The 22,328-nt window shown below is 54.6% G+C and carries 21 protein-coding genes and 1 pseudogene; 12 read left to right on the top strand and 10 right to left on the bottom strand.

Annotated features, from left to right (window positions below):
- Nucleotides 1-15: 15 nt before the first annotated feature.
- The 3 genes from F3I44_RS19870 to rlmA all read left to right on the top strand — a co-directional run bounded on the left by F3I44_RS19870 (nucleotide 16) and on the right by rlmA (nucleotide 2,824).
- A complete protein-coding gene (locus tag F3I44_RS19870; protein WP_150014976.1) occupies nucleotides 16-1,020 on the top strand; it encodes an MBL fold metallo-hydrolase in 1,005 nt (334 codons plus the stop codon).
- 647 nt (nucleotides 1,021-1,667) lie between these two features.
- Entirely contained in the window at nucleotides 1,668-1,877 is a 210-nt protein-coding gene (gene cspE / locus F3I44_RS19860) for a transcription antiterminator/RNA stability regulator CspE (protein WP_003852684.1), read from the top strand.
- Between the two features lie 137 nt (nucleotides 1,878-2,014).
- Complete coding sequence (gene rlmA / locus F3I44_RS19855; protein ID WP_150015097.1) at nucleotides 2,015-2,824, top strand: 23S rRNA (guanine(745)-N(1))-methyltransferase; 810 nt, start codon at nucleotides 2,015-2,017, stop codon at nucleotides 2,822-2,824.
- Here the strand turns inward: rlmA and F3I44_RS19850 are convergent.
- The 4 genes from F3I44_RS19850 to manX form a co-directional block, all read right to left on the bottom strand.
- Nucleotides 2,821-3,279 (bottom strand): DUF986 family protein, encoded by a 459-nt coding sequence (locus F3I44_RS19850; protein WP_150014973.1) that lies wholly within the window; start codon nucleotides 3,277-3,279, stop codon nucleotides 2,821-2,823. The genes rlmA and F3I44_RS19850 overlap by 4 nt on opposite strands.
- A 91-nt stretch (nucleotides 3,280-3,370) precedes the next feature.
- Complete coding sequence (locus F3I44_RS19845; protein ID WP_033783289.1) at nucleotides 3,371-4,216, bottom strand: PTS mannose transporter subunit IID; 846 nt, start codon at nucleotides 4,214-4,216, stop codon at nucleotides 3,371-3,373.
- A 15-nt stretch (nucleotides 4,217-4,231) separates the two neighbouring features.
- Entirely contained in the window at nucleotides 4,232-5,032 is an 801-nt protein-coding gene (locus F3I44_RS19840; RefSeq protein ID WP_033733019.1) for a PTS mannose/fructose/sorbose transporter subunit IIC, read from the bottom strand.
- A gap of 63 nt (nucleotides 5,033-5,095) precedes the next feature.
- Entirely contained in the window at nucleotides 5,096-6,058 is a 963-nt protein-coding gene (gene manX / locus F3I44_RS19835) for a PTS mannose transporter subunit IIAB (protein ID WP_150014970.1), read from the bottom strand.
- A 509-nt stretch (nucleotides 6,059-6,567) separates the two neighbouring features.
- On the opposite strand from manX, the gene F3I44_RS19830 reads away from it, so the two are divergent.
- The gene (locus F3I44_RS19830; RefSeq protein WP_150014967.1) at nucleotides 6,568-8,160 is read left to right on the top strand and encodes a TerC family protein; all 1,593 of its coding nucleotides are present in this window, start codon (nucleotides 6,568-6,570) and stop codon (nucleotides 8,158-8,160) included.
- 136 nt (nucleotides 8,161-8,296) lie between these two features.
- On the opposite strand, the gene F3I44_RS19825 is transcribed toward F3I44_RS19830, so the two are convergent.
- The 4 genes from F3I44_RS19825 to pabB form a co-directional block, all read right to left on the bottom strand.
- Nucleotides 8,297-9,859 (bottom strand): EAL domain-containing protein, encoded by a 1,563-nt coding sequence (locus F3I44_RS19825; RefSeq protein ID WP_150014964.1) that lies wholly within the window; start codon nucleotides 9,857-9,859, stop codon nucleotides 8,297-8,299.
- A gap of 225 nt (nucleotides 9,860-10,084) precedes the next feature.
- Complete coding sequence (locus F3I44_RS19820) at nucleotides 10,085-11,449, bottom strand: L-serine ammonia-lyase (protein ID WP_150014961.1); 1,365 nt, start codon at nucleotides 11,447-11,449, stop codon at nucleotides 10,085-10,087.
- Nucleotides 11,450-11,635: 186 nt separating this feature from the next.
- Entirely contained in the window at nucleotides 11,636-12,199 is a 564-nt protein-coding gene (locus F3I44_RS19815; RefSeq protein ID WP_150014958.1) for a CoA pyrophosphatase, read from the bottom strand.
- On the bottom strand, nucleotides 12,183-13,562 hold the full coding sequence (gene pabB / locus F3I44_RS19810) for an aminodeoxychorismate synthase component 1 (RefSeq protein WP_150014955.1): 1,380 nt from the start codon (nucleotides 13,560-13,562) through the stop codon (nucleotides 12,183-12,185). The genes F3I44_RS19815 and pabB overlap by 17 nt, the downstream gene beginning before the upstream one ends.
- Nucleotides 13,563-13,672: 110 nt before the next feature.
- Here pabB and F3I44_RS19805 point away from each other — a divergent pair, with 110 nt between their 5' ends.
- Entirely contained in the window at nucleotides 13,673-13,867 is a 195-nt protein-coding gene (locus tag F3I44_RS19805; RefSeq protein ID WP_150014952.1) for a YoaH family protein, read from the top strand.
- A 12-nt stretch (nucleotides 13,868-13,879) separates the two neighbouring features.
- On the opposite strand, the gene F3I44_RS19800 is transcribed toward F3I44_RS19805, so the two are convergent.
- Both F3I44_RS19800 and F3I44_RS19795 read right to left on the bottom strand, forming a co-directional pair.
- A complete protein-coding gene (locus F3I44_RS19800; RefSeq protein ID WP_150014949.1) occupies nucleotides 13,880-14,224 on the bottom strand; it encodes a RidA family protein in 345 nt (114 codons plus the stop codon).
- Between the two features lie 76 nt (nucleotides 14,225-14,300).
- The gene (locus F3I44_RS19795) at nucleotides 14,301-14,567 is read right to left on the bottom strand and encodes a hypothetical protein (protein WP_223812969.1); all 267 of its coding nucleotides are present in this window, start codon (nucleotides 14,565-14,567) and stop codon (nucleotides 14,301-14,303) included.
- 435 nt (nucleotides 14,568-15,002) lie between these two features.
- Here F3I44_RS19795 and F3I44_RS23790 point away from each other — a divergent pair, with 435 nt between their 5' ends.
- The 7 genes and pseudogenes from F3I44_RS23790 to F3I44_RS24185 all read left to right on the top strand — a co-directional run.
- A complete protein-coding gene (locus F3I44_RS23790) occupies nucleotides 15,003-15,170 on the top strand; it encodes a hypothetical protein (RefSeq protein WP_190285981.1) in 168 nt (55 codons plus the stop codon).
- Between the two features lie 639 nt (nucleotides 15,171-15,809).
- Nucleotides 15,810-16,547 carry a carbonic anhydrase gene (locus tag F3I44_RS19790; RefSeq protein ID WP_150014943.1) on the top strand — a complete coding sequence of 246 codons (738 nt, stop codon included), beginning with the start codon at nucleotides 15,810-15,812 and terminating at the stop codon, nucleotides 16,545-16,547.
- Between the two features lie 237 nt (nucleotides 16,548-16,784).
- On the top strand, nucleotides 16,785-18,701 hold the full coding sequence (locus F3I44_RS19785) for an ATP-dependent DNA helicase (protein WP_150014940.1): 1,917 nt from the start codon (nucleotides 16,785-16,787) through the stop codon (nucleotides 18,699-18,701).
- Between the two features lie 44 nt (nucleotides 18,702-18,745).
- Nucleotides 18,746-19,444: a tRNA (adenosine(37)-N6)-threonylcarbamoyltransferase complex dimerization subunit type 1 TsaB gene (gene tsaB / locus F3I44_RS19780; RefSeq protein WP_150014937.1), complete on the top strand. Its 699-nt coding sequence runs from the start codon at nucleotides 18,746-18,748 to the stop codon at nucleotides 19,442-19,444.
- Nucleotides 19,445-19,504: 60 nt separating this feature from the next.
- The gene (locus F3I44_RS19775) at nucleotides 19,505-20,101 is read left to right on the top strand and encodes a Slp family lipoprotein (protein ID WP_150014934.1); all 597 of its coding nucleotides are present in this window, start codon (nucleotides 19,505-19,507) and stop codon (nucleotides 20,099-20,101) included.
- A gap of 206 nt (nucleotides 20,102-20,307) precedes the next feature.
- Nucleotides 20,308-21,984 (top strand): long-chain-fatty-acid--CoA ligase FadD, encoded by a 1,677-nt coding sequence (fadD, locus tag F3I44_RS19770; protein ID WP_150019572.1) that lies wholly within the window; start codon nucleotides 20,308-20,310, stop codon nucleotides 21,982-21,984.
- A 220-nt stretch (nucleotides 21,985-22,204) separates the two neighbouring features.
- Nucleotides 22,205-22,328: pseudogene (locus F3I44_RS24185) on the top strand (IS200/IS605 family transposase); the annotation flags it as partial.

The following is a 22,328-nucleotide window of genomic DNA, read 5'->3' as shown; positions in this document are numbered from 1 at the left end:
CAGCAGAGAGACGGAATGGCCTGGAAAAATCCGTGGTATGACAGCAGCAAAGCGCATCACACGCCAGAGGGATTCCGTAATCCTGAACCGGAACAGCGCAGGCCGGGTGATCTGAAACGCTGGCGCAGGGAGCGTAAAGCACAGGCGCTGCCGGCACCACCCCAGCAGGGTTATGCGGCGTTTACCAGGCAATGGTGGCAGCCCGCGGATATCAGCGGCAGTGACGATCGTATCTGGTGGCTCGGACATGCTGCCGTACTGTTACGGCTGAATGAACACTATATCCTGATCGATCCGGCACTCGGCTCACGCGCCTCGCCGCTGGCGTTTGCGGGACCACAGCGTAAAACACCCGCGCCCATCAGCATCGCTGATCTGCCGCGGCTTGATATCGTGCTGATTTCACACAACCATTACGATCATCTGGATAAACCGACGGTGAAAGCGATTATCCGGCGTTTTCCGCAGGCGACCTTTATTGTGCCGCTGGGACTGGCGAAGTGGTGCAGGGCGCAGGGCGTGAAACAGGTGCACCAGCTCGACTGGTGGCAGCAGGTAACGCTCGGTGATCTCTGTTTTGATGCGGTGCCAGCCCGTCACTGGAGTATGCGAACGCCACGCGATCGCAACCGTTCACTCTGGTGCGGCTGGGTCGTGCGCTCTTCCTCCCTGCGTTTCTGGTTTTCGGGCGACAGTGGCTATAGCGATAGCCTGCTAGAGATTCCGGCCCGGCTTGGCCCGTTCAGCGTGGCTGCGTTGCCGATTGGCGCGTATGCACCCAAATGGTTCATGGCAAGCCAGCATATGGATCCCGATCAGGCGGTGGCGTTATGGCAGGCCGCAGGCAGGCCATTGACGCTGCCTGTTCACTGGGGCGTGTTTGAACTGGCCGATGAGTCGCTGGATGCGCCACCACAGGAACTGGCGAATGCGCTAGCGCGGGCAGATGAACATAATGGCCGCTTCGCTCCCTGGCGAATAGGCGAAGGTCGCAGTCTGAATAATTGCACCCAGGAATAATCCTAAAGCTCCCGGTATAATTAAAAGCCGGGGGGTTTTTATCAGACATCAATTTTTCAAATCGAAAGTTAAATTCTTAATAAGTAAAACCCGCATCGTTGCTTTTATTTGGAGCAAGGCTAATGGCTGGCTCCTGCTTTTGGTGCACAAAAAGCGTTATTTGTACGAAATAAAAGGCGCTGTACAGGATTGACGTCAGATTTAGGATATCTTCAACCGTTACCGCTTCGCTTATTCATTTCGCCATTGCCATATTTGTGAAATATTAATTTCTTATGGTATCCATCGGATTGAACCTGGCAACATAGTCGGACGAGGGCGCTGACCGCGCGCTTACTTTATTCTCAGGCACAGTTGTAAACCCCACTGAACAGGCAATGTGAGCCTTCTGGCAAATATGTGCGCAGGCGCGCCAGTGCTTTAAAAATGGCTTGCCATTATTTTGGGGATATGTGATAACAATTCGTGGGTTAAACGAGGTACAGTTCTGTTTATGCATGGCATCTTCAGTAAAGAAGTACGAGTAAAGACGTTGACGTTGAATACCGCTTCCTTGCCGAACCTTAATTAGTGCCTCATGCAGTAATGTCTCTGGTTTTTCTGTAGACAGCTTTCGGGCTAAATAAACATCTAAAGGAATTTGCAAAATGGCAAAGATTAAAGGTCAGGTTAAGTGGTTCAACGAGTCTAAAGGTTTTGGTTTTATCACTCCTGCTGACGGCAGCAAAGATGTGTTCGTACACTTCTCTGCTATTCAGGGCAACGGTTTTAAAACCCTGGCTGAAGGCCAGAGCGTTGAGTTCGAAATTCAGGACGGCCAGAAAGGCCCGGCAGCTGTTAACGTCACTGCTATCTGATTCGACTCCGCCTCGGTGCATTGCATCCTGACACGGAATCTTAAAGCCCTGGCTCTACAGCCGGGGCTTTCTTTATGCTTCCGATGCGGAAACGTTAAGGTTACACTGCGCCGCGTTATCTGATGCCGGAGCACATGATGTCCCTGATTTGCCCTCTTTGTCACTCTCCATTGACCCTCACCAACCGCAGCTGGTGCTGCGAAAACCGCCATCAGTTCGATCAGGCGAAAGAAGGGTATGTCAATCTGCTGCCCGTTCAGCATAAACGGTCACGTGAACCGGGTGACAGTGCAGAGATGATGCAGGCAAGACGGGAATTTCTTGAGGCAGGCTATTATCAGCCGTTGCGTGAGCAGGTGGTCAGCCTGCTTGCGCCGGTGCTGAATCAGTCAGAGTGCAAAATCCTGGATATCGGCTGTGGTGAAGGGTACTACACTGCTGCACTGGCAGAGGCGGCTGACAGAGATGCTCAGATTTATGGCCTGGATGTTGCCAGAATGGCCATCCGGCTGGCGGCTAAGCGCTATCCTGCCGTGCGCTTCTGTGTTGCCTCCAGTCAGCGCTTACCCTTTGCTGATCGCTCACTGGATGCGATTGTACGCATCTACGCACCCTGCAACGAAGCGGAGCTGGCCCGCGTGCTGAAGCCGGGTGGCCTGGTGCTGACGGTCACCCCAGGTCCGCACCATCTGCAGCAGTTTAAGGCACTGATTTACCGCGAAGTCCAGCTGCATGTGCCGGAACAGAAAGATTACCCCGGCTTCCGGCAGGTAGCTCAGCATGCCCTGCGTTACCCGATGGCATTAACCGGTACAGCGGCGACGACACTGCTGCAGATGACGCCATTTGCCTGGCGGGCGCGTGAAGACGTCTGGCAAACGCTACAGCAGAGTGAGCAGTTCAGCTGCGATGCTGATTTTACCCTGACGATGTGGCAGCGCGACTAGCGCGCGTCGACCAGCGTATTGTAGATGCGCTCCAGGTCGTCGAGCTGCTGCACGGCAATCAGCAACCGGCGTTGTTCCAGCTGGATGACCAGAATGCCATCCTCAGAAAGATTCATGCCCTGAATCCGCCGGTAATCGATCCAGACACCGGCGTAAAACAATCCCGCATTCTTCATCAGCAGCGTGGGTTTGCGCAGCCAGAAGAGCCAGAACGCCAGAAAACTCAGCACCATCAGCAGTGAGGTGGTGAGCTGTGGGCCATGATGACTGACATTGTTCCAGAGCAAAATCAGCAGCAGGCCGATGAAAATCAGACTGTCGAGTTTATGCTGCCGGCGGAGTGTTACCCGTAAGCGGGTCGGCCCGTGCCGCCGTGGCAGAATCGCCTCATGGTAAACGGCAAATCCCATCAGGGCGGCGATACAACACGCAATCAACGCGTCAGTTAAAGACATCACTTCTACCTCAAACAGGGTGAGCTCAGCCGGTTGTGGCTCAGCTCACCACGCTTAAAAGCCGGGAGCAGAAGCTCCCGGCAGGATGACATTACAGACCGAGCAGGCCGATCCAGTAACCAAAGATACCGATAGCAAAGAAGCCGACGATAATCCATAGCGCATTCACTTTGCGGCGTAACAGCCACATACAGCCAAAGGTCAGCAGCAGCGGCACAATGCCTGGCATCAGCTGATCGAGGATCGACTGTACCGTAGTGACGGTAGTTTTGCCGGTGGAGTCAGTAATGCGCGACACCACCAGCGGGATGTTGACGTGCGTCCACTTGTTGACCAGCGCCCCCATGACAAACAGCCCCAGAATCGAGGCGCCCTCCGTGAGCTTCTGCAGAAAACCGCCGCCCATGTCGCTGACGATGTCGATCCCTTTGCGATAGCCATACGCCACGCCGTAGTAGCGGGTCAGCAGGCGAGCCAGGTTAAACAGCACAAAGAACAGCAGCGGACCCAGCAGACTGCCGCTCATGGCGATACCGGCACCCAGTGCGGCAAACACAGGACGTACCGTACCCCAGAAAATCGGGTCGCCAACCCCGGCCAGCGGTCCCATCAGCCCGACTTTCAGGCCGTTAATCGCACCGTCGTCGATAGGTGCGCCGTTGGCACGCTGCTCTTCCATTGCCATGGTGACGCCCAGTACCGGCGCGGCGACATAAGGATGGGTATTGAAAAACTCCAGATGACGTTTTATCGCCTGCCTGCGCTCATCGTTATTCTCAGGATAGAGACGGCGGATGACCGGCACCATTGAGAAGCAGAAGCCCAGCGCCTGCATACGCTCAAAGTTCCATGAACCCTGGAAAAGGTTAGAGCGCAGAAAGACGGCGCGGACATCACCGGGGGTCAGTTTCTTTTCAACTTTTGTCATATCAACCATGTGATCACCTGTTCCTTAATCGAGTTCGTTATCAAGATCGTTTGCGGTTGCAGCACCTGTAGGTGCTCCCGCCACACGGTTGTATTTCGGGCTGAGCTGAATGTAGAGCACCGCCATAACCACGCCAATTACGCCCAGCGCCACCAGGTTGAAGTTGGTGAAGGCTGCGGTAACAAAGCCGAGGTAGAAGAACGGCATCAGATAGCCGGCGCGCATCATATTGATGACCATCGCGTAACCAACCACCACAATCATGCCGCCGGCGATATTCAGGCCGTTGGTGACCACTTCAGGAATGGAACTCAGTAGCGCATGAACGGCACTGGTACCGACCGAAATCGCCACAATCAGCGCCGGGATGGCGATACGCATCGCCTGTAATAGCAGGGCAGAGACATGGATCCAGGAGATGGCCGTAAGGTTGCCTTTCTCGGCGGCTTTATCAGCCGCGTGCTGGAAGGCCACGGTCAGTGTACGCACGATAATGGTCAGTACCTGTCCGGCAGCGGCCAGCGGAATCGCCAGCGCGATACCGGCACCCACACTCTGACCCCCAGCGATGACCAGGATAGTCGAGATGATTGAGGCGAGGGCAGCATCAGGGGCAACTGCTGCACCGATGTTCATCCAGCCCAGCGCAATCATCTCCAGCGTACCGCCGATGATAATGCCGGTTTTCATATCACCCAGTACGATACCAATCAGCGTACAGGCCACCAGTGGACGGTGAAACTGGAATTCATCCAGAATCGACCCCATACCGGCAATACAGGCGACAATAAAAATCAAAATAATTTGTAGCGAGGTTATTTCCATCATACTTCTTGTCCTCAGCAGGATAATCAGGAGCCCGGAAACGCAGGCGCAGAAGTGCTTCTGTTACGCGTTTACTTTCGCAATCAGATCCATCATTTTCAGTTTCTGGTCACTGGAAACTTTACGCACTTCCAGTTCAATATTACGTTCATTGAGTTTGCGGAATGCGGCGATATCTTTTTCATCTACCGAGACCGCATTATTGACCTGGGTTTTCCCCTGGCGGAACGCCATACCACCGATGTTGACCGTTTTAATATCGACACCCTGTTCAACTACGCGCAGGACATCGGTAGGGTTGGTAAACAGCAGCATGACGCGATCCTGACCATACTTCGGGTTGTTCCATACCCGGACCATTTTGTCGACATCCACCACATGAGCCGTCACGCCGGGCGGCGCGACCTGCGTCAACAGGGTTTTGCGCACATGATCGTTGGCCACTTCATCGCTGACCACGATAATACGCTGAACGTTTGTCTCTTTAGTCCAGCGCGTCGCGACCTGCCCATGAATCAGACGATCATCAATGCGCGCCAGCCCGATTTTCATGTGATCACCGGGGGCCATCGGCTTAGCTGGTTGCGCCGCCGCGGCCGGTTTCACCGCAGACGATGCCGGTACTTCCTCTTTAGCTTTCAGGGCTTTAACCCCTTCACGACCGGTCTCCACCGCCACGGCGACCAGTTCGTCAAATCCGGGATCGTCATCGCGCGCCATCAGCGTTTCAACCAGCATCGGAATATTGACCCCGGCAATAACCTCATGGTGTTGCTTGTCGACAACAATGCGGCTGGCCGCATTGAACGGACTGCCGCCCCAGGTATCGACCAGAAAAAGAACCCCCTTGCTGGTATCCAGTTCTGCCAGTCTTGCCTGATATTTTTCTATCAGCGTTTCTGCATTTTCACCGGGGACAAAGTCTATCCAGCCGATATTCTCCTGCTCGCCTAACAGCATTTCTGCTGTTTTCAGCAGTTGTTCCGCTGCCCAGCCGTGTGTACCAATTACAATCGCAATGGTCACGTGCTACCTCCGTTCGCTAGAGATGCTCATCTGAGTAAATGAACTGTATTGAGACATGTTTTGATTATCCGTTTAACCCGGTCATTCGACTTTCTGATATAGCGTCGAAAAAACAGGGGTTAACTTCATCAGGGCGGTAAAGTCGCGATTTATTTTAGTGATCGAAAAAATAAATTTTGTGATGTCTGTCAGCTATTCATCCCGTGAAGTGGCGCTTTACCTTTTTTATGCGCCCGATCATCCGTTATGCAGATTGTAAAAATAAGAAAATTTTTTGACGCAATTTACCGACCTGATACATTAACGTTCTGTTTATTGCTCAGGAGTAACGGGCTTCAGCCCACCTTTATGGATCGTCACCGACGTCGCTTAATCTGTTCTTTGCGCCTGCTGGCGCGTCACCCTTCGCCTCGCGGCGTTTTCATCGCTTTCCCGACTACCCGGATGTCACGCTTCGCTGCGCTGACAGGCACCGGCTCGATCTGTTCCCTGTTCTGGAGTCATAAATAATGGAATTTTTATTCGACCCCTCAATCTGGGCGGGTTTACTGACGCTTATCGTGCTGGAAATCGTACTCGGTATCGATAACCTGGTATTTATTGCTATCCTGGCCGACAAACTGCCGCCAAAGCAGCGTGATAAAGCACGTTTGATAGGCCTGTCGCTGGCCCTGGTGATGCGTCTGGGCCTGCTGTCGCTGATCTCCTGGATCGTCACGCTGACCACGCCTCTCTTCAGCGTAGGCGGTTTCAGCTTTTCCGGACGCGATTTAATCCTGCTGTTCGGCGGTTTCTTCCTATTGTTTAAAGCGACCATGGAGCTACACGAGAGGCTGGAAAACCGTCAGCTTGATGGTTCCGCAAATCGGGGATATGCCAGTTTCTGGGCTGTGGTATTGCAGATTGTGGTGCTGGACGCGGTCTTCTCACTGGATGCGGTGATTACCGCCGTGGGTATGGTGAACCACCTGCCGGTGATGATGACTGCCGTGGTGATTGCCATGGGTGTGATGCTGCTGGCGTCTAAACCGTTAACCAACTTTGTTAACGCGCATCCGACCGTGGTGGTGCTCTGTCTGAGCTTCCTGTTAATGATCGGTCTGTCGCTGGTAGCAGAAGGCTTTGGTTTCCATATTCCTAAAGGCTACCTCTATGCGGCAATTGGCTTCTCAATTCTGATTGAGCTGTTCAACCAGATTGCACGTCGTAACTTTATCCGCCACCAGTCAAATCGTCCGATGCGTGAGCGTACCGCCGAGGCGATTCTGCGCCTGATGGGCGGCCGTAACCGTGCGCAGACGTCCAGCAATGGCAATAGCAGCAGTAACATCAGCACCAGTGAAGAGTCTGCGCTGACAGAAGCAATGCCGCAGGAAGCGTTTAAAGATGAAGAGCGTTACATGATTAATGGCGTTCTGACGCTGGCTTCCCGCTCGATTCGGAGCATTATGACGCCACGCGGTGATATCTCCTGGGTCGATGCAAATCGTCCGGTGGATGAGATTCGCGGTCAGCTGCTGGATACGCCTCACAGCCTGTTCCCGGTCTGTCGGGGTGAACTGGATGAAATTGTTGGTGTGGTGCGCGCCAAAGAGCTACTGGTGGCGCTGGAGCAGGGTGTTGATGTGGCGACCTTCGCGGCGAATACACCGACCATTGTGGTGCCGGAGACGCTGGATCCAATCAACCTGCTTGGCGTGCTGCGTCGTGCTAAAGGTAGCTTCGTGATCGTCACCAATGAGTTTGGCGTGGTGCAGGGTCTGATTACGCCGCTGGACGTGCTGGAAGCGATTGCGGGTGAATTCCCGGATGAAGACGAAACGCCTGATATTGTTGCAGATGGCGATGGCTGGTTAGTGAAAGGCGGAACCGATCTGCACTCGCTGCAGCAGTTACTTGACTTCCATGAGCTGGTCGATCCGACAGAAGATCACGCCTCGCTGGCGGGCCTGCTGATTGAGCAGAAAGGGCGGTTACCGCTTCCCGGCGAGGTGATTGATATCACGCCGCTGCACTTCCAGATTATCGACGCGACGGATTACCGTATCGATCTGGTGCGTGTCACCAAAGATAAACCGCATGACGAAGAGGAAGAGGGTTAACGCTTCACGTTGTTGCTAAGGCGCTGCCAGTCTCACCGGCCGCGCCGAATCTCTCTGACAGCCGCTGCTGAAACGCCGCGGCTGTTTTTTTGTGTGCAGGGAGTCGGGCAAAGGCGATACGGCGCTGACGCGGCCGTTAACGGCGGGCATCAGCCTGATGCCGCGTCAGCCAGGCTGGAAAATCTTCCAGCGGCATCGGGCGGGCAAAATAGTAGCCCTGCAGATGATCCACCCCGCGTTCGCGCAGATAATCTGCCTGTTCAGCCGTTTCCACCCCCTCGGCCACCAGACTGATGTTCAGGCGCTGGGCCAGCGAAATCACCATATCCGTTACCGTGGCGTTAATGGCATCCGTACCGATAGCCGCCGTGAAAATCTTGTCGATTTTGAGCACGTCTGGCTGTAAATCTTTCAGGTAGGAGAGCGAGCTGTGACCGGTGCCAAAGTCATCAATCGCCAGCCGGACGCCAATCTCGTGCAGTTGTGCAATCACCGACTGATCGACGACCGGCAGGGCATCCCGCTCGGTCAGTTCCACCACCAGTTGCGGCACCGGACTGGCAGGCCACCACAGGTTCTGCAGATCTTCCAGAATGGCGCGGTCGCGGAAATGGCTGGCGGCAACATTGATGGCGATATGAAAGGCGGAATCATCGGGCAACTGCGGCAGCTGCCTTACCACCTCGTTCAGCACAAAGCGCGTCAGGGGCTTGATCAGGTTCTGGCGCTCGGCCAGCGGAATAAAGACATCCGGTGTGATCCAGCCCTGGCGGGCGTTATGCCAGCGCAGCAGCAACTCTATCCCGTCACACTCGCCGCTTTTGCTATTGATCAGCGGCTGGCAATAAACCATAAACTCACGGGCCGTAATGCCATAGCTGATTTGCCAGCTGAGGCTCATGCGATTTGCCGTCGCCAGCCAGATAATGTAGCCCATCAGCAGGCTTAGTAGCAGCGCCAGCGGCAGCTGTGAGGGCAGTGTCGCCAGCGCCAGCCGTGTCGGCGAAGGGCCATAGAGGGTGAGCGTAAACGGGTAGCGCAGCGAACCCTGCTCGTAGCTCACTTCGTCATCTGACGGCACCGTTGGCTCTATCAGCGGATTGCCATATTCCAGGCTCTCACCATTGACGTTAAATACGGCGCGTTCCACCCAAGGCAACTGGGGTTCCAGCAGGTAATTACTCATCATTTCAATGTTGATGACCTGCAATATTCCCGACCGGTTATCCAGGCTTTTAGGCGTCCACAGCAGTAAAATTGGCGAGCCTTTCAGCAGATATTCATCGGTTGCCAGGGTCATACGCTGGCTGTTGAAGGCAAGGTCAGGATAAGTCTGGCTGAAAGGGATGTTGCGCGGGCCGTAAATACTGGAGCAGTAGAGCATGTCGTTTTCGACCAGCAGAATGGCACGTACCGTCTGCAGAGAAGAGATTTTTTCGATGAGCGGAAAACGCACGTCCTGACAGGGGGCACCCACCAGACCCAGCGTATTACTGGCTGAAACCTCCAGTGGTGAAAACATCCGATCAAACCGCATAATCGCTTTGTCGGCGAAATCCATCGCCTGCTGTTCAATACGTGACTTCTCTTCGATATAACGAAAGGCCAGCGTTAATATCAGCACTACGGTGGCGATTGACAGTGCGATCAGCAAACGCTTGCGTCTGAATTGTCCAACAAATTGCTGGGCCATAAACATCAGTATCCACCTTCCCAAAAAGCCAAAAAAAAGCAATAAATAACGGGGTTAGTATCGGCACGGCCAGGTCAATATTGAGGCCGGAATGCAGAAAAGCGGGTCTGGAAAGTTGCGCAGACCGGACGGCTGCGCGGAAAACACTCTACCGTTTAAACCTGCGCTGAGATAGCGCAGGATGCGGATTTTATTACGTTTGCATCTTATTTAAACAATTCAACGTTTCGCTTAATCACACTGAACTTTAATCGCCAGACCGCCACGGGAAGTTTCACGGTATTTCGCGTTCATGTCTTTGCCGGTCTCATACATGGTCTCAATAACCTTATCCAGCGAGACGCGGGGTTCACTGGTGCGACGGAGTGCCATACGCGCCGCGTTAATGGCTTTAACCGAGGCGATAGCATTACGTTCAATACAGGGAACCTGAACCTGACCGGCCACGGGGTCGCAGGTCAGTCCAAGGTTATGCTCCATGCCGATTTCAGCGGCAACGCACACCTGCTCCGGGCTACCGCCCAGTAGCTCAGCCAGACCGGCCGCCGCCATCGAACAGGCGACACCCACTTCACCCTGGCAGCCCACTTCCGCGCCTGAAATAGAGGCGTTCAATTTGTACAGCACGCCTATGGCACCCGAGGCGAGGAAATAGCGCAGGAAAATATCGGGCGTCACCGGCTCAATAAAGTGATCGTAGTAAGCCAGCACCGCAGGCACGATACCGCAGGCACCGTTCGTCGGCGCGGTCACCACACGGCCACCCGCTGCGTTCTCTTCGTTGACAGCCAGCGCAAACATATTGATCCAGTCGATCACAATCATTGGATCGCTGGAGTGTTTGGTGGAGGAGGTCAGCAGGCGACGCAGGGAGGCGGCTCGACGGGGTACGCGCAGCGGTCCTGGCAACACGCCTTCAGTATTCAGACCGCGGTCAATGCAGGCCTGCATGGTCTGCCAGATGCGGGTGAAATAGGCATGAATCTCGTCACGGCTGTGCAGTGCCAGCTCATTTTTCATCACCAGCCCCGACAGCGACAGACCGGTTTCGCGGCAGTGCGCCAGCAGATCTTTGGCGGAGTGAAACGGCCAGGGGACAGAAACTTCATCCAGTGCCGACTGACCGAAGTGCTCTTCATCCACAATGAACCCACCGCCCACGGAGTAGTAGGTTTTCGACAGGATCAGCAGATCGTCCGCGAATGCCAGCAGGCGCAGGCCATTTTCATGCAGTGAGAGGTTCTCACTGCGGAACACCATGCCGCCTTCGCGTGGGAAATCGACTTCATGTGTGCCTTTCGCCAGCAGCAGTCGCTCACGCTGTTCGACATCCTTAATAAATGCGGGGATGGCATCGATATCCACCGTGTCCGGCGATTCGCCAGCCAGCCCCATAATAATGGCGATATCCGTGTGATGCCCTTTGCCGGTCAGCGACAGAGAACCGTAAACATCCACGGCGATCCGGGTGACCTCCTGCAGCTTTTCCTGTTCGCACAGCAAGTCCACAAATTGTTTACCCGCTTTCATCGGGCCGACAGTATGCGAACTTGAGGGACCAATGCCCACTTTGAACATGTCGAAAACACTAATCACAGGTGACACTCCTCACATTTATTCTCAGTCTGCCGGGGCAGTTTATGGCGCCCATAGTAATGGTCATGCACCGGAAAAGAGCAGCTTTTCGCATGAAATAAACTTATCAAAACAGATAAAAAAAATTATAGCGCAGCCCGACTGGGCGCTGACGGGCTTGAAGGGAGGAAACAGAGGAAAAAGGACTCAGAAGGCGATCTGTGTACTCAGTGAACGGATAATCCCTGCTGTCATGCCCCACACCAGATAATCCTGATAGCGCGACAGCCAGACCGGATGGCGAACGCCGGCCCGATGCACCTCCAGCGCGCTGTAGCGGCTGAGCTGCAGTGCCTCGGCCAGCGGCATCTCGAAGGCACTGCTCACCTCATCCGGATTAATCGTCAAGCGCAGATCGGCCGGAATAATGCCCAGCACCGGTGTCACCTGAAAGCCGGTGCTGCTGGTGACGGCGGGCAGCGCGCCTAATATCTCGACCTGCTGCGGATTGATACCGACTTCTTCCTGCGCTTCACGCAGGGCGGTGGCGATCAGCGAGGCGTCGGTGTCATCCTGCATTCCGCCGGGAAAGGCGACCTGTCCGGCGTGTTTGCGCAGGGCGTGCGAGCGCTGCGTCAGCAACAGACCCGGTTCATGACGGGCGACAATCGGCACCAGCACCGCCGCATGACGTCCTGAAAGACGCTGCGTGCTGCGGGCCGGCTGCTGCAGCAGAAAACGGCTACGAAAAACCTCAAGCGTCAGTGCCAACTGAACCTCCTGCCTGTTCCAGCGCCGGTAAAATCCGGCTGACTTTATCGAGCGTCTCCTGATACTCCGCTTGCGGATCGCTGTCTGCCACCAGCCCGCCACCGGCGGCACAGTAGATCTGCTGACCTTCGGCGATCAGCGTGCGGATCGTGATGCTGGTGTCCATCCGGCCACACAGGCTGAGATAGCCGATACTGCCGCACCAGGCATTACGCCGCTGCGGCTCCAGTTCATCAATGATCTCCATCGCCCGAATCTTGGGCGCACCGGTTATCGAGCCGCCAGGAAAACAGGCGCGCAGCAGATCCGTGGCCTGCAGGGTGTCAGGCAACTTCGCCCGCACCGTGCTCACCAGATGATGGACGGCGGGGAAGGGTTCAACCACAAACAGTTCAGGCACCGTGACCGAGCCGGGCTGCGCCACGCGACCAATATCGTTGCGCAGCAAATCGACAATCATCAGGTTTTCAGCCCGATCTTTCTCCGCATGGCGCAGTGCCTCAGCCTGTTGCGCATCCGCAACCGGATCGGCACAGCGTGGCCGGGTGCCTTTAATCGGTCGGGTTTCAATCTGGTTTTGATTCAGCGACAGAAAGCGCTCCGGCGACAGGCTGAGGATCGCACTTTCCGGCAGGCGCAGAAACGCGCTGAACGGCGCGCGGTTAGCCGCGTTAAGCAGAGTAAACGCCTGCCACTCATCACCCTGATAACTGGCCTGAAAACGCTGCGCCAGGTTAACCTGATAACAGTCACCGGCCTGAATATAAGCCTGAACCGCGGCAAAGCGTGCGGCGTAATCGGCATAGCTCAGACTGGAGCGCCAGCCGCTGGTCAGTGAAAAGGGCACGACTTCACGTGCGGGCCACTGCGCCAGCCAGGTGGCGCGCGCTTCTGCGTTCTTCAGTGCCACCAGCGTCAGGGTTTGCTGATGATGATCGGCAATCAAGGCCCAGTCATAAATCCCCACCGCCATGTCCGGCGTGGTGAGATCGGCCTGCGCCTGATGGGGCAGCGACTCAAACCGGCGGCCCAGGTCATAACCAAACAGGCCTAGCGCACCGCCCTGAAACGGCAGGGCTTCGCAGACCGCAGGCGTCACGCCCTGCGCATCACACTGTTGCTGCACCAGCAGCAGGGGATCTGCGGTCGATTCGGACGTGCCGGTCGCATCGCTGATGGTCGTGATGGGCCCCCGGGTCACCAGGGTGGCGCGGGGATCGGCGGTCAGAATGTCGAAGCGGTTGTCGCTGTGGCTGGCCTGCGCGGAGGAGAGCAGCATCGCCCAGGGCAGATGGGCAAGGGTGGCAAAACGCTGGGTCAGCGCATCCGGGGTATAATCAAGCGTGAGGGTTTCAACAATCATCGGGCAGACAAATCAGAAAGCAAAGAGGCGGTCAGACTGACATATTTTTTCCCGACTGGCACCTGTTAGTTGCCCATGGGATACTGTCCGCCCCAACGCAGGAGTAGAACATGTTTATTGGATTACCGGCTCTCTCACATGAGCAGCAACAGCAGGCCGTCGAACGTATTCAGGAGTTAATGACGGGTGGCTTATCGAGCGGTGAAGCGATCGCCCAGGTGGCGCAGGAAATCCGTCAGAATCACAAGGGCGAACAGATTCGGGCGTTATTCGACGACGAAGATGACGAAAACGAAGAGGAATAACACCCGACATCCTTAGCGCGCAGCGATAATTTTAATTTCAATTTTGTATTTTGGATTCAGCAGCCCGGCCTGAACGGTGCAGCGCACCGGCGCGTTGCCCGGTGAGACCCAGGCGTCCCAGGCTCGGTTCATGGCGGGGAAATCGGCTTTATCCACCAGAAACAGCGTCGCATCCAGGATCTTACTTTTATCACTGCCGAGCCGGGTCAGAATGGTATCAATCACCGCCAGCGCATTGGCGGTCTGCGCTTCTGCGTCGGCATCCAGATTCTCAGGCACACTGGTGTAGTAGATGGTGTCGTTGTGGATCACAGCTTCGGACATACGGTGTTCCGGGTCAATGCGGGTAATACTCATCGGTTTCTCCCTGGTTAAGTGCGCATTAGCCTGACACATTCCCGATATCGCTGTCACCCTTTACGGCCCTCTCGCCTTACAGGCAGCGCTCAACAATCGCCTGTCTGTCTGCTATCACCTGAGGAGCCATCCGGAAGGTCGTGAAATATTTCACCTCAGCCCCTTTTCTATGGGGAGAGACATCCGCAAAAATTGAATCTTCCCAGGTAAAGACGCTGATCTCGCTGCCAGCAGGCTGGGTGTGAGTAGTGTTATCCCGGGCAATAACGTTGGTGGTGGACCAGCCACGATAAATACAGTCGCTGAGCTGAGGGACGGTACGGATGCTTTGACCCTGAAACATGGGTGGCTGCAGACGAGCCTGATCAGGAGTGGGAGCCTGGCAGCCGCAAAGTAGCAGCACGCAAGCCAGAGAGCCGATGCGGTAAGAGTTCATAACATGCCTCCGCCTGAGTCAGGCAGTCGGATTAAGGCCATCTGCATAACACCGCCTGAACGGCAATGTTAAGCCAGTCTCAGCTCGTCAGCCTACGGGTGCCACATCCCAACGGTAAGCTGATTTAATCATTATAATCCGGGCGGTTATTTCCTTGCTGCGTTCCTCTGCATTTGATAACTGCATCACACTGCTGGCCTGGCAGAATTTAATAAGAGGTCACAAGTGACTCGCCAGTCTATGACGTTAACAGACAGGCACAGACACGGAATTGAAGGCGCTGATGGCTTAAAAATGGTATAAATCCGCCCAAAGATAACGCCACAGGCTGAGGATGAGAACATGGCGAATACGCAGTATCTGTTTTGGGTGATGGCTGGCGCACTGACGCTGCTGTTTATTGTTATTGCGGCGTTTGTGGGGTTATCCAAAGGCAGTAAGCAGGGCGTGATTACGTTTGCTGTACTGTTCGCCATTATGCTGGCGGGCGCGCTTTACATACACCACTAGCGCCAGGCAATCCGATCATTTTCAGACTGTTACAGTAATTTCTCGCCCTGCTCACATTTCAGGCGAAAAATGTGCGGCCTCAGGTGCCGGTTAACTATGCTCAGTTCAAATAGCAGCACTGCTATTTATCACCGGAGGTAATTATGTCTGAACGTCCTGATTATGATGAACCGCTGCCAGATGATGCTGAGATCTATCCGGAAGATGAAGAAGAAGATGAGGAAGACGATCCGTCAGAAAAGGATGTTTAAGCGTCCGAAAGGGATCGCTGTCGGAATGTCTCTCTTCTGATTCAGCCTTACACCGCAAAACCGCCAGTTGTGCAGTTTTGCGGTTTCTCACTTCTAAAGCCTGCACCGATTCGCCTCTTTAAACGCTGTTTTATCTCTGAGTCTGCCAATCGATTTTTTCAGGTTTGCTGCTGAATACATTTCCTGATGCAGAGGTTCATTTTAATTATCACCAAAATTGTTATTTTAATATATATTATACAAGTGCTATTTATTAAATTAACATCGATTGAAATTGTAAACTCGTTATTTATTCCTGTTTTGATTAACCGCATTTTGTCATCTTGCTGACGAAAAGCGGAGAGTAATAGTATGCCTGCCGCACACTAGCCTATTAAGCAGGGATAAAATGAAACAATTAAAAATGTTAAGTCTGATTATGGCATTTTCGTCTATCAGCGTAGCGGGTGCGGCAGAACCGCACTGGACGTACGAAGGTAAAGCCGGCCCGGAACACTGGAGTGAACTGACCAGCGACTTCCATATCTGTCATGAAGGCAAATCTCAGTCGCCCATTAATATTACAAATCCGATTGAGGGACATTTACAGGCACTCGACCTGGCCTACCATACGTCAGCTGAAAAAATGATTAACAACGGTCACACGATTCAGGTAACCGTTGATGAAGAAGATGACTTTGTTCTGGACAGTGAAAAGTTCACTCTGCGTCAGTATCACTTCCATACGCCGAGTGAAAACCAGATTAATGGAGAAACCTTTCCCCTTGAAGCTCACTTTGTACACAGCAAAGAGGATGGCGATCTGGCCGTTGTCGCGGTGATGTTTAAAGTCGGCAAAGAGAATCCGGCGCTGGCACCCTTGATTGCCGCGATGCCGAAAAAGGAAAATCAGCAGGTCAGCATTAATCGGCAGGTAAATTTGCGCGATCTCTTCCCGGAAGATCTGCACTATTATCGCTTCAGCGGCTCCCTGACAACGCCACCGTGCAGCGAAGGTATTCGCTGGCTGGTGATGAAACAGCCGGTCACGCTATCTCAGGCACAGCTCGACGCCTTTAAACAGGCGCTGAAAACTACCAATAATCGGCCAGTACAGCATCTCAATGGCCGTATGATTGTAGAGTAATCACCGCGCTTTCTGCCTCTCTGCGGTATCGATTCGCCAACAGGTTTATCGACACTGCCACTGCTCTTCAGGCGGCTATGAGCCGCCTTTTTAACGTCTGCCAGCGACGATTAAGCGTTTCTGATCCACACGTTCAGGCCAGTCAGAATCAGCTAACATTCTGATTAATATCCATTTTGCTTTGTTAATCCAATACTGACATAATTACAGTGTTTTTGCCGTTCTTAGTGAGGGTATGTGGCAGACGATTTTGCAGTGGATGGCGCTCTGGCGCTGGCGATCCCAGGCTTTAAGCCGCGTGAAGCACAACGTGAGATGGCGGAGGCGGTATCTGAAGCCGTAAAACAGCAGGGTGAACTGGTGGTCGAAGCCGGAACCGGCACTGGCAAAACCTATGCTTACCTGGCTCCCGCTTTGCGGGCCGGCAAAAAAGTGATTGTCTCCACCGGATCCAAAGCGCTGCAGGATCAGCTCTATGGCCGCGATCTGCCCACAATGATCAAGGCGCTGAAGTTCAACGGTAAAACCGCCTTATTGAAAGGGCGCTCCAACTATCTCTGTCTGGAACGTATGGAACAGCAGTCAATGGCGGGCGGAGACCTCACCGTGCAGGCACTGACCGATCTGGTCACGCTGCGCAACTGGTCATCGCAGACCGAAGATGGTGACATCAGCAGCTGCGCGGGCGTCACCGAGGACAGCCCGGTCTGGCCACTGGTCACCAGCACCAACGATAACTGCCTTGGCACCGATTGCCCGCGCTATAAAGAGTGCTTCGTGGTCAAAGCGCGCAAGCGCGCCATGGACGCTGATGTGGTCGTCGTCAATCACCATCTCTTTCTTGCCGACCTGGTGGTGAAAGAGGGCGGCTTCGGTGAACTGATTCCCGAAGCGGATGTGATGATCTTCGACGAAGCCCATCAGTTGCCTGACATCGCCAGTCAGTATTTTGGTCAGCAGCTCTCCAGCCGTCAGTTACTCGATCTCGCCAAAGATATCATTACCGCCTACCGTACCGAAGTGCGCGATGCCCGGCAGTTGCAGAAATCCGCTGACCGCCTGGCGCAATGCGCGCAGGATTTCCGCCTGGCATTAGGCGATCCCGGCTATCGCGGAAATCTGCGGGAACTGCTCAGCGATAATCAGATACTGCGTATGTTCACCCTGCTGGATGATGCGCTGGAGCTTTGTTACGACGTCATTAAACTCTCTCTGGGACGTTCAGCCCTGCTGGATGCCGCCTTTGAGCGGGCCGCACTATATCGTACCCGGTTAAAACGGTTACGGGCGATTAACGAGCCGGGCTACAGCTACTGGTATGAATGCACTTCACGTCACTTTATCCTGGCGCTGACGCCGCTCTCGGTAGCGGAACGTTTTCGTGAGGTGATGGATAACCGCAAGGCCGCGTGGATCTTCACCTCGGCCACCCTGGCGGTGGATGAGAACATGGCTCACTTCGCCGAGCGGCTGGGTGTGAATGCGGCAAAAAGCCTGATTCTGAACAGCCCGTTCAACTTTGCGAAACAGGCATTACTCTGCGTACCGCGCAATCTGCCTGAACCCAATCGTCCCGGCGGCGCGCGCCAGCTGGCTGCGATGATGAAGCCGCTGATTGATGCCAATAAAGGCCGCTGTTTCTTCCTCTGCACGTCGCACCTGATGATGCGTGAGCTGGCGGCAGAATTTCGCGCCTCGATGACGCTGCCGGTGCTGGTGCAGGGTGAAACCAGCAAAGGTCAGTTACTGAATCAGTTCATTGAGAAGGGCAATGCCCTGCTGGTGGCGACCAGCAGCTTCTGGGAAGGGGTGGATGTGCGCGGGGATGCCCTGTCGCTGGTGATCATCGACAAGCTGCCTTTCACCTCACCGGAAGATCCGCTGCTAAAAGCCCGAATGGAAGATTGCCGGATTCGCGGCGGCGATCCCTTTGCAGATGTGCAGTTGCCGGATGCGGTGATTACCCTGAAGCAGGGTGTAGGCCGTCTGATCCGTGATACGGACGATCGTGGTGTGCTGGTCATTTGCGATCAGCGTCTGGTGTCACGACCTTATGGCGCGCTGTTTCTCAATAGCCTGCCGCCGACGCCGCGCACCCGGGACATTGCCCGTGCCATCGCCTTTATCCGCCAGCAACCCGAACCAGACGCGTAATTTTATGCTAAGATGCGCGCCGTTTTCTTTCTTCTGAGGTAGTCATGTCAGCCCGAATTTTAGCGCTGGATACGGCGACAGAAGCCTGTTCAGCCGCCTTGCTGAATCAGCAACAGATTGATGCCCGATTTGAGATCGCTCCGCGCGATCACACCCAGCGTATCTTACCGCTGGTCGAGGAGCTCCTGCTGGCGCAGCAGCTGGAACTGAGCGATCTGGACGCGCTCGCCTTTGGCCGGGGTCCTGGCAGTTTTACCGGCGTGCGGATCGGTATTGGTATTGCACAGGGGCTGGCACTGGGCGCATCACTGCCGATGATCGCCGTTTCCACGCTGGCGACGCTGGCGGAAGGGGCCTGGCGTCTGCACGGAGCAACCCGGGTGTTAACCGCTATCGATGCGCGGATGGGCGAGGTTTACTGGGCCGAATATCAGCGTGATGAGCAGGGTGCCTGGCAGGGTGAAGCCAGCGAATGTGTGCTGTCACCTGAGGCAGCACTCGCCCGGATGCAGGCCCTCTCTGGTGACTGGATGACCGCGGGTACCGGCTGGCAGGCCTATCCGGCACTGCAGCAGGGTCACGATCTGACCCTGACCGCCAGTGATGTTACTCTGCCTGCGGCACAGGATATGCTGCCACTGGCGACGCTTGCGCTGTCGCAGGGGAATACGCTGCTGCCGGAAACGGCGGAGCCGACTTATCTGCGCAATGACGTTGCCTGGAAAAAATTACCAGGCCGGTAAAATACACGCAACTTATTGTTATGCGTCCAGTCTAAGTCTTTACCTAACGGGAGATCGTCTATGTCGTCAATGTGTGGTAAAGGGCTTTCAGGGCTGCTGCTGACCTGTGTGCTGGCGTTAACCGGTTGTGTCTCAATTCCTGACACGCTGCAGGGCAGCTCACCTCAGCCGCAGCAGGATCTGTCGCGGGTGATGAGCGATCCTTCGCTCTTTGTCGGGCAGGAATCGCGCTTTGGCGGCAAGGTGGTGAATGTCACTAACCTGAACGGCAAAACCCGGCTTGAGATTGCGGCACAGCCGCTGGATGAGAGCGCGAGACCGCGCCTCGGTGCGGCCTCGGTTGGCCGGATTTATGCTGACATTCACGGCTTTGTTGATCCGGTAGATGTCAGAAACCAGTACGTTACCGTGCTGGGAACGCTGAAGGGCACGGAACAGGGTAAAATTGGTGAGGCTGATTACAAATTTGTGGTCATTGATGTGCGCGGTTATCAGCGCTGGCGCATTGCCCAGCAGGTAACAGCACCGCCACAGCCGATGGATCCCTGGATTTGGTATGGTCCGACCCGTCATCGTGGCGGATACTGGGGACCTAATCCCTACTGGGGAATGGTCAACACCGGGCCCTCAGAGGTGCAGACCATCCTGACCGAATAAGTGTAAACATGATTTATCCAGCCCGGTCGCGGTGCTCGCTACCGGGCTTTTTATTGGCCTGTTTTCCCGGCACGAAATTTAGTGATGCACTTCGCAACCTCGACATGCCGAAACAGGCAAACTGGTACAATCAGTTAAAATATTGTTAACAAACCGGATTGGCTGAGGCAGCGATGGAAATACAACATAATTATCGGGGTGGATCCTTGAATAAGGTTTGGCTGAAACGCTACCCGGCAGATGTGCCTGCCGAAATAAGCGCAGATCGATACACCTCGCTGGTGGATCTGTTTGAGCAGGCAGCAAAACGCTACGCCGATCAACCTGCATTTCTGAACATGGGTCAGAAGATGAGTTATCGTCAGCTGGAAGAGAAGAGCCGTGCCTTTGCTGCTTATCTCCAGCATCAGCTGGGCCTGAAAGCAGGTGACCGGGTGGCGCTGATGATGCCTAACTTACTGCAGTATCCGGTGGCCCTGTTTGGTGTGCTGCGTGCCGGTATGGTGGTGGTCAATGTGAATCCGCTCTATACGCCGCGTGAGCTGAAGCATCAGCTCAATGACAGCGGTGCCAGCGCCATCGTTATTGTCTCAAATTTTGCGCATACCCTGGAAAAAGTGGTGGCGGAGACCGCTGTGCGGCATGTCATCCTGACCCGGATGGGCGATCAGCTGGCACCGATAAAAGCCACGCTGGTTAACTTTGTCGTCAAGTATGTGAAGAAGCTGGTGCCAAAATACCATTTACCAGGTGCCATTTCATTTCGTCAGGTATTGGAAGTGGGTGCCACTCTCAATTATCAGCGACCAACGGTCTCGAATGACGACCTCGCCTTCCTGCAATACACCGGCGGCACCACCGGCGTGGCAAAAGGAGCGATGCTGACCCATCGCAACATGCAGGCGAATCTGGAGCAGACCCGCGCGACCTACGGTAAGGTGCTGCGTGACGGAAAAGAATTTGTGGTCACCGCGCTGCCGCTTTACCACATCTTCGCTTTAACCGTGAATGGCCTGCTCTTCCTGGAGCTTGGTGGTCAGAATCTGTTGATCACGAATCCCCGCGATATTCCCGGCTTCGTTAAAGAGCTGGGTAAAGTGCCGTTTACCGCGATTACCGGCGTAAACACGCTGTTTAATGCGCTGCTCAACGATGAGCAGTTTAATAAACTCGATTTTTCAACGCTGCGTCTCTCTGCGGGTGGCGGAATGGCGGTACAGAAAGTGGTAGCTGAGCGCTGGGAAAAGCTTACCGGACACTATCTGCTGGAAGGCTACGGCCTGACCGAATGTTCGCCGCTGGTATCAGTCAATCCGTATGACATCAGTTGCCACACGGGCAGTATTGGCCTGCCGGTTCCTTCGACCGACGTACGCATTCTGGATGATGCCGGAAACGAAGTGCCGCCGGGGGAGCCGGGCGAACTCTGTATCAGCGGTCCGCAGGTGATGCTGGGCTACTGGCAGCATCCGGAAGCAACAGCGGAGGTGCTGAAAAATGGCTGGCTCCATAGCGGTGATATTGTTACCTTTGACCAGGAAGGGTTCATTCGCATCGTTGACCGCAAAAAAGATATGATTCTGGTCTCCGGTTTTAATGTTTACCCGAATGAGATCGAAGATGTGCTGATGCAGCACCCGAAAGTGCGTGAAGCCGCGGCTATTGGCGTGCCCAGCGACCTGTCAGGCGAAGCGGTAAAAGTCTGCATCGTGAAAAAAGAGGCGTCGCTGACCAAAGAAGAGGTGCTCGATCACTGTCGCCGCCAGCTGACCGGTTATAAGGTGCCAAAAATCATTGAGTTTCGTGATGAGCTACCGAAAACCAATGTGGGCAAGATCCTGCGACGTGAGCTGCGCGACGAGGCGAAGCCCGGCGCGAACTGAATCTGTATAAGAATTGAGGTTGATCGCCGGCATGTCCGGCGTTTTTATTGCCAACTTAAAACCACGTCCTATGGACGTGGTTATCGCCTCGGTTCTGGCTCTGCCTGTAAAGACCTGCCCATGTCAAACTCCTCATCTGTTGTCCCCACAACTAATAAGGAAATTCAACATGAGCAGGTTTCAAAAAGCTTCCCACGTGCTGTGGCATTGTCAATAGCATATAGTCTGGACGCCAAAGTGTCGCTTCAGGATATTAAAAGGAAATGTTGGTAAAGAGGTTTATCGGCAAATCTGGATTTTAAGCGAACAGCTTAAAATCCAGATAGTTGAGTTAAATGTGCAGT

The sequence above is a fragment of the Pantoea sp. F_5 genome, from assembly GCF_008631595.1.
Lineage (GTDB): Bacteria > Pseudomonadota > Gammaproteobacteria > Enterobacterales > Enterobacteriaceae > Pantoea > Pantoea gossypiicola.
Note: the sequence above shows the minus strand (reverse complement) of the source record. Positions and strands in the feature narration are given on the sequence as shown.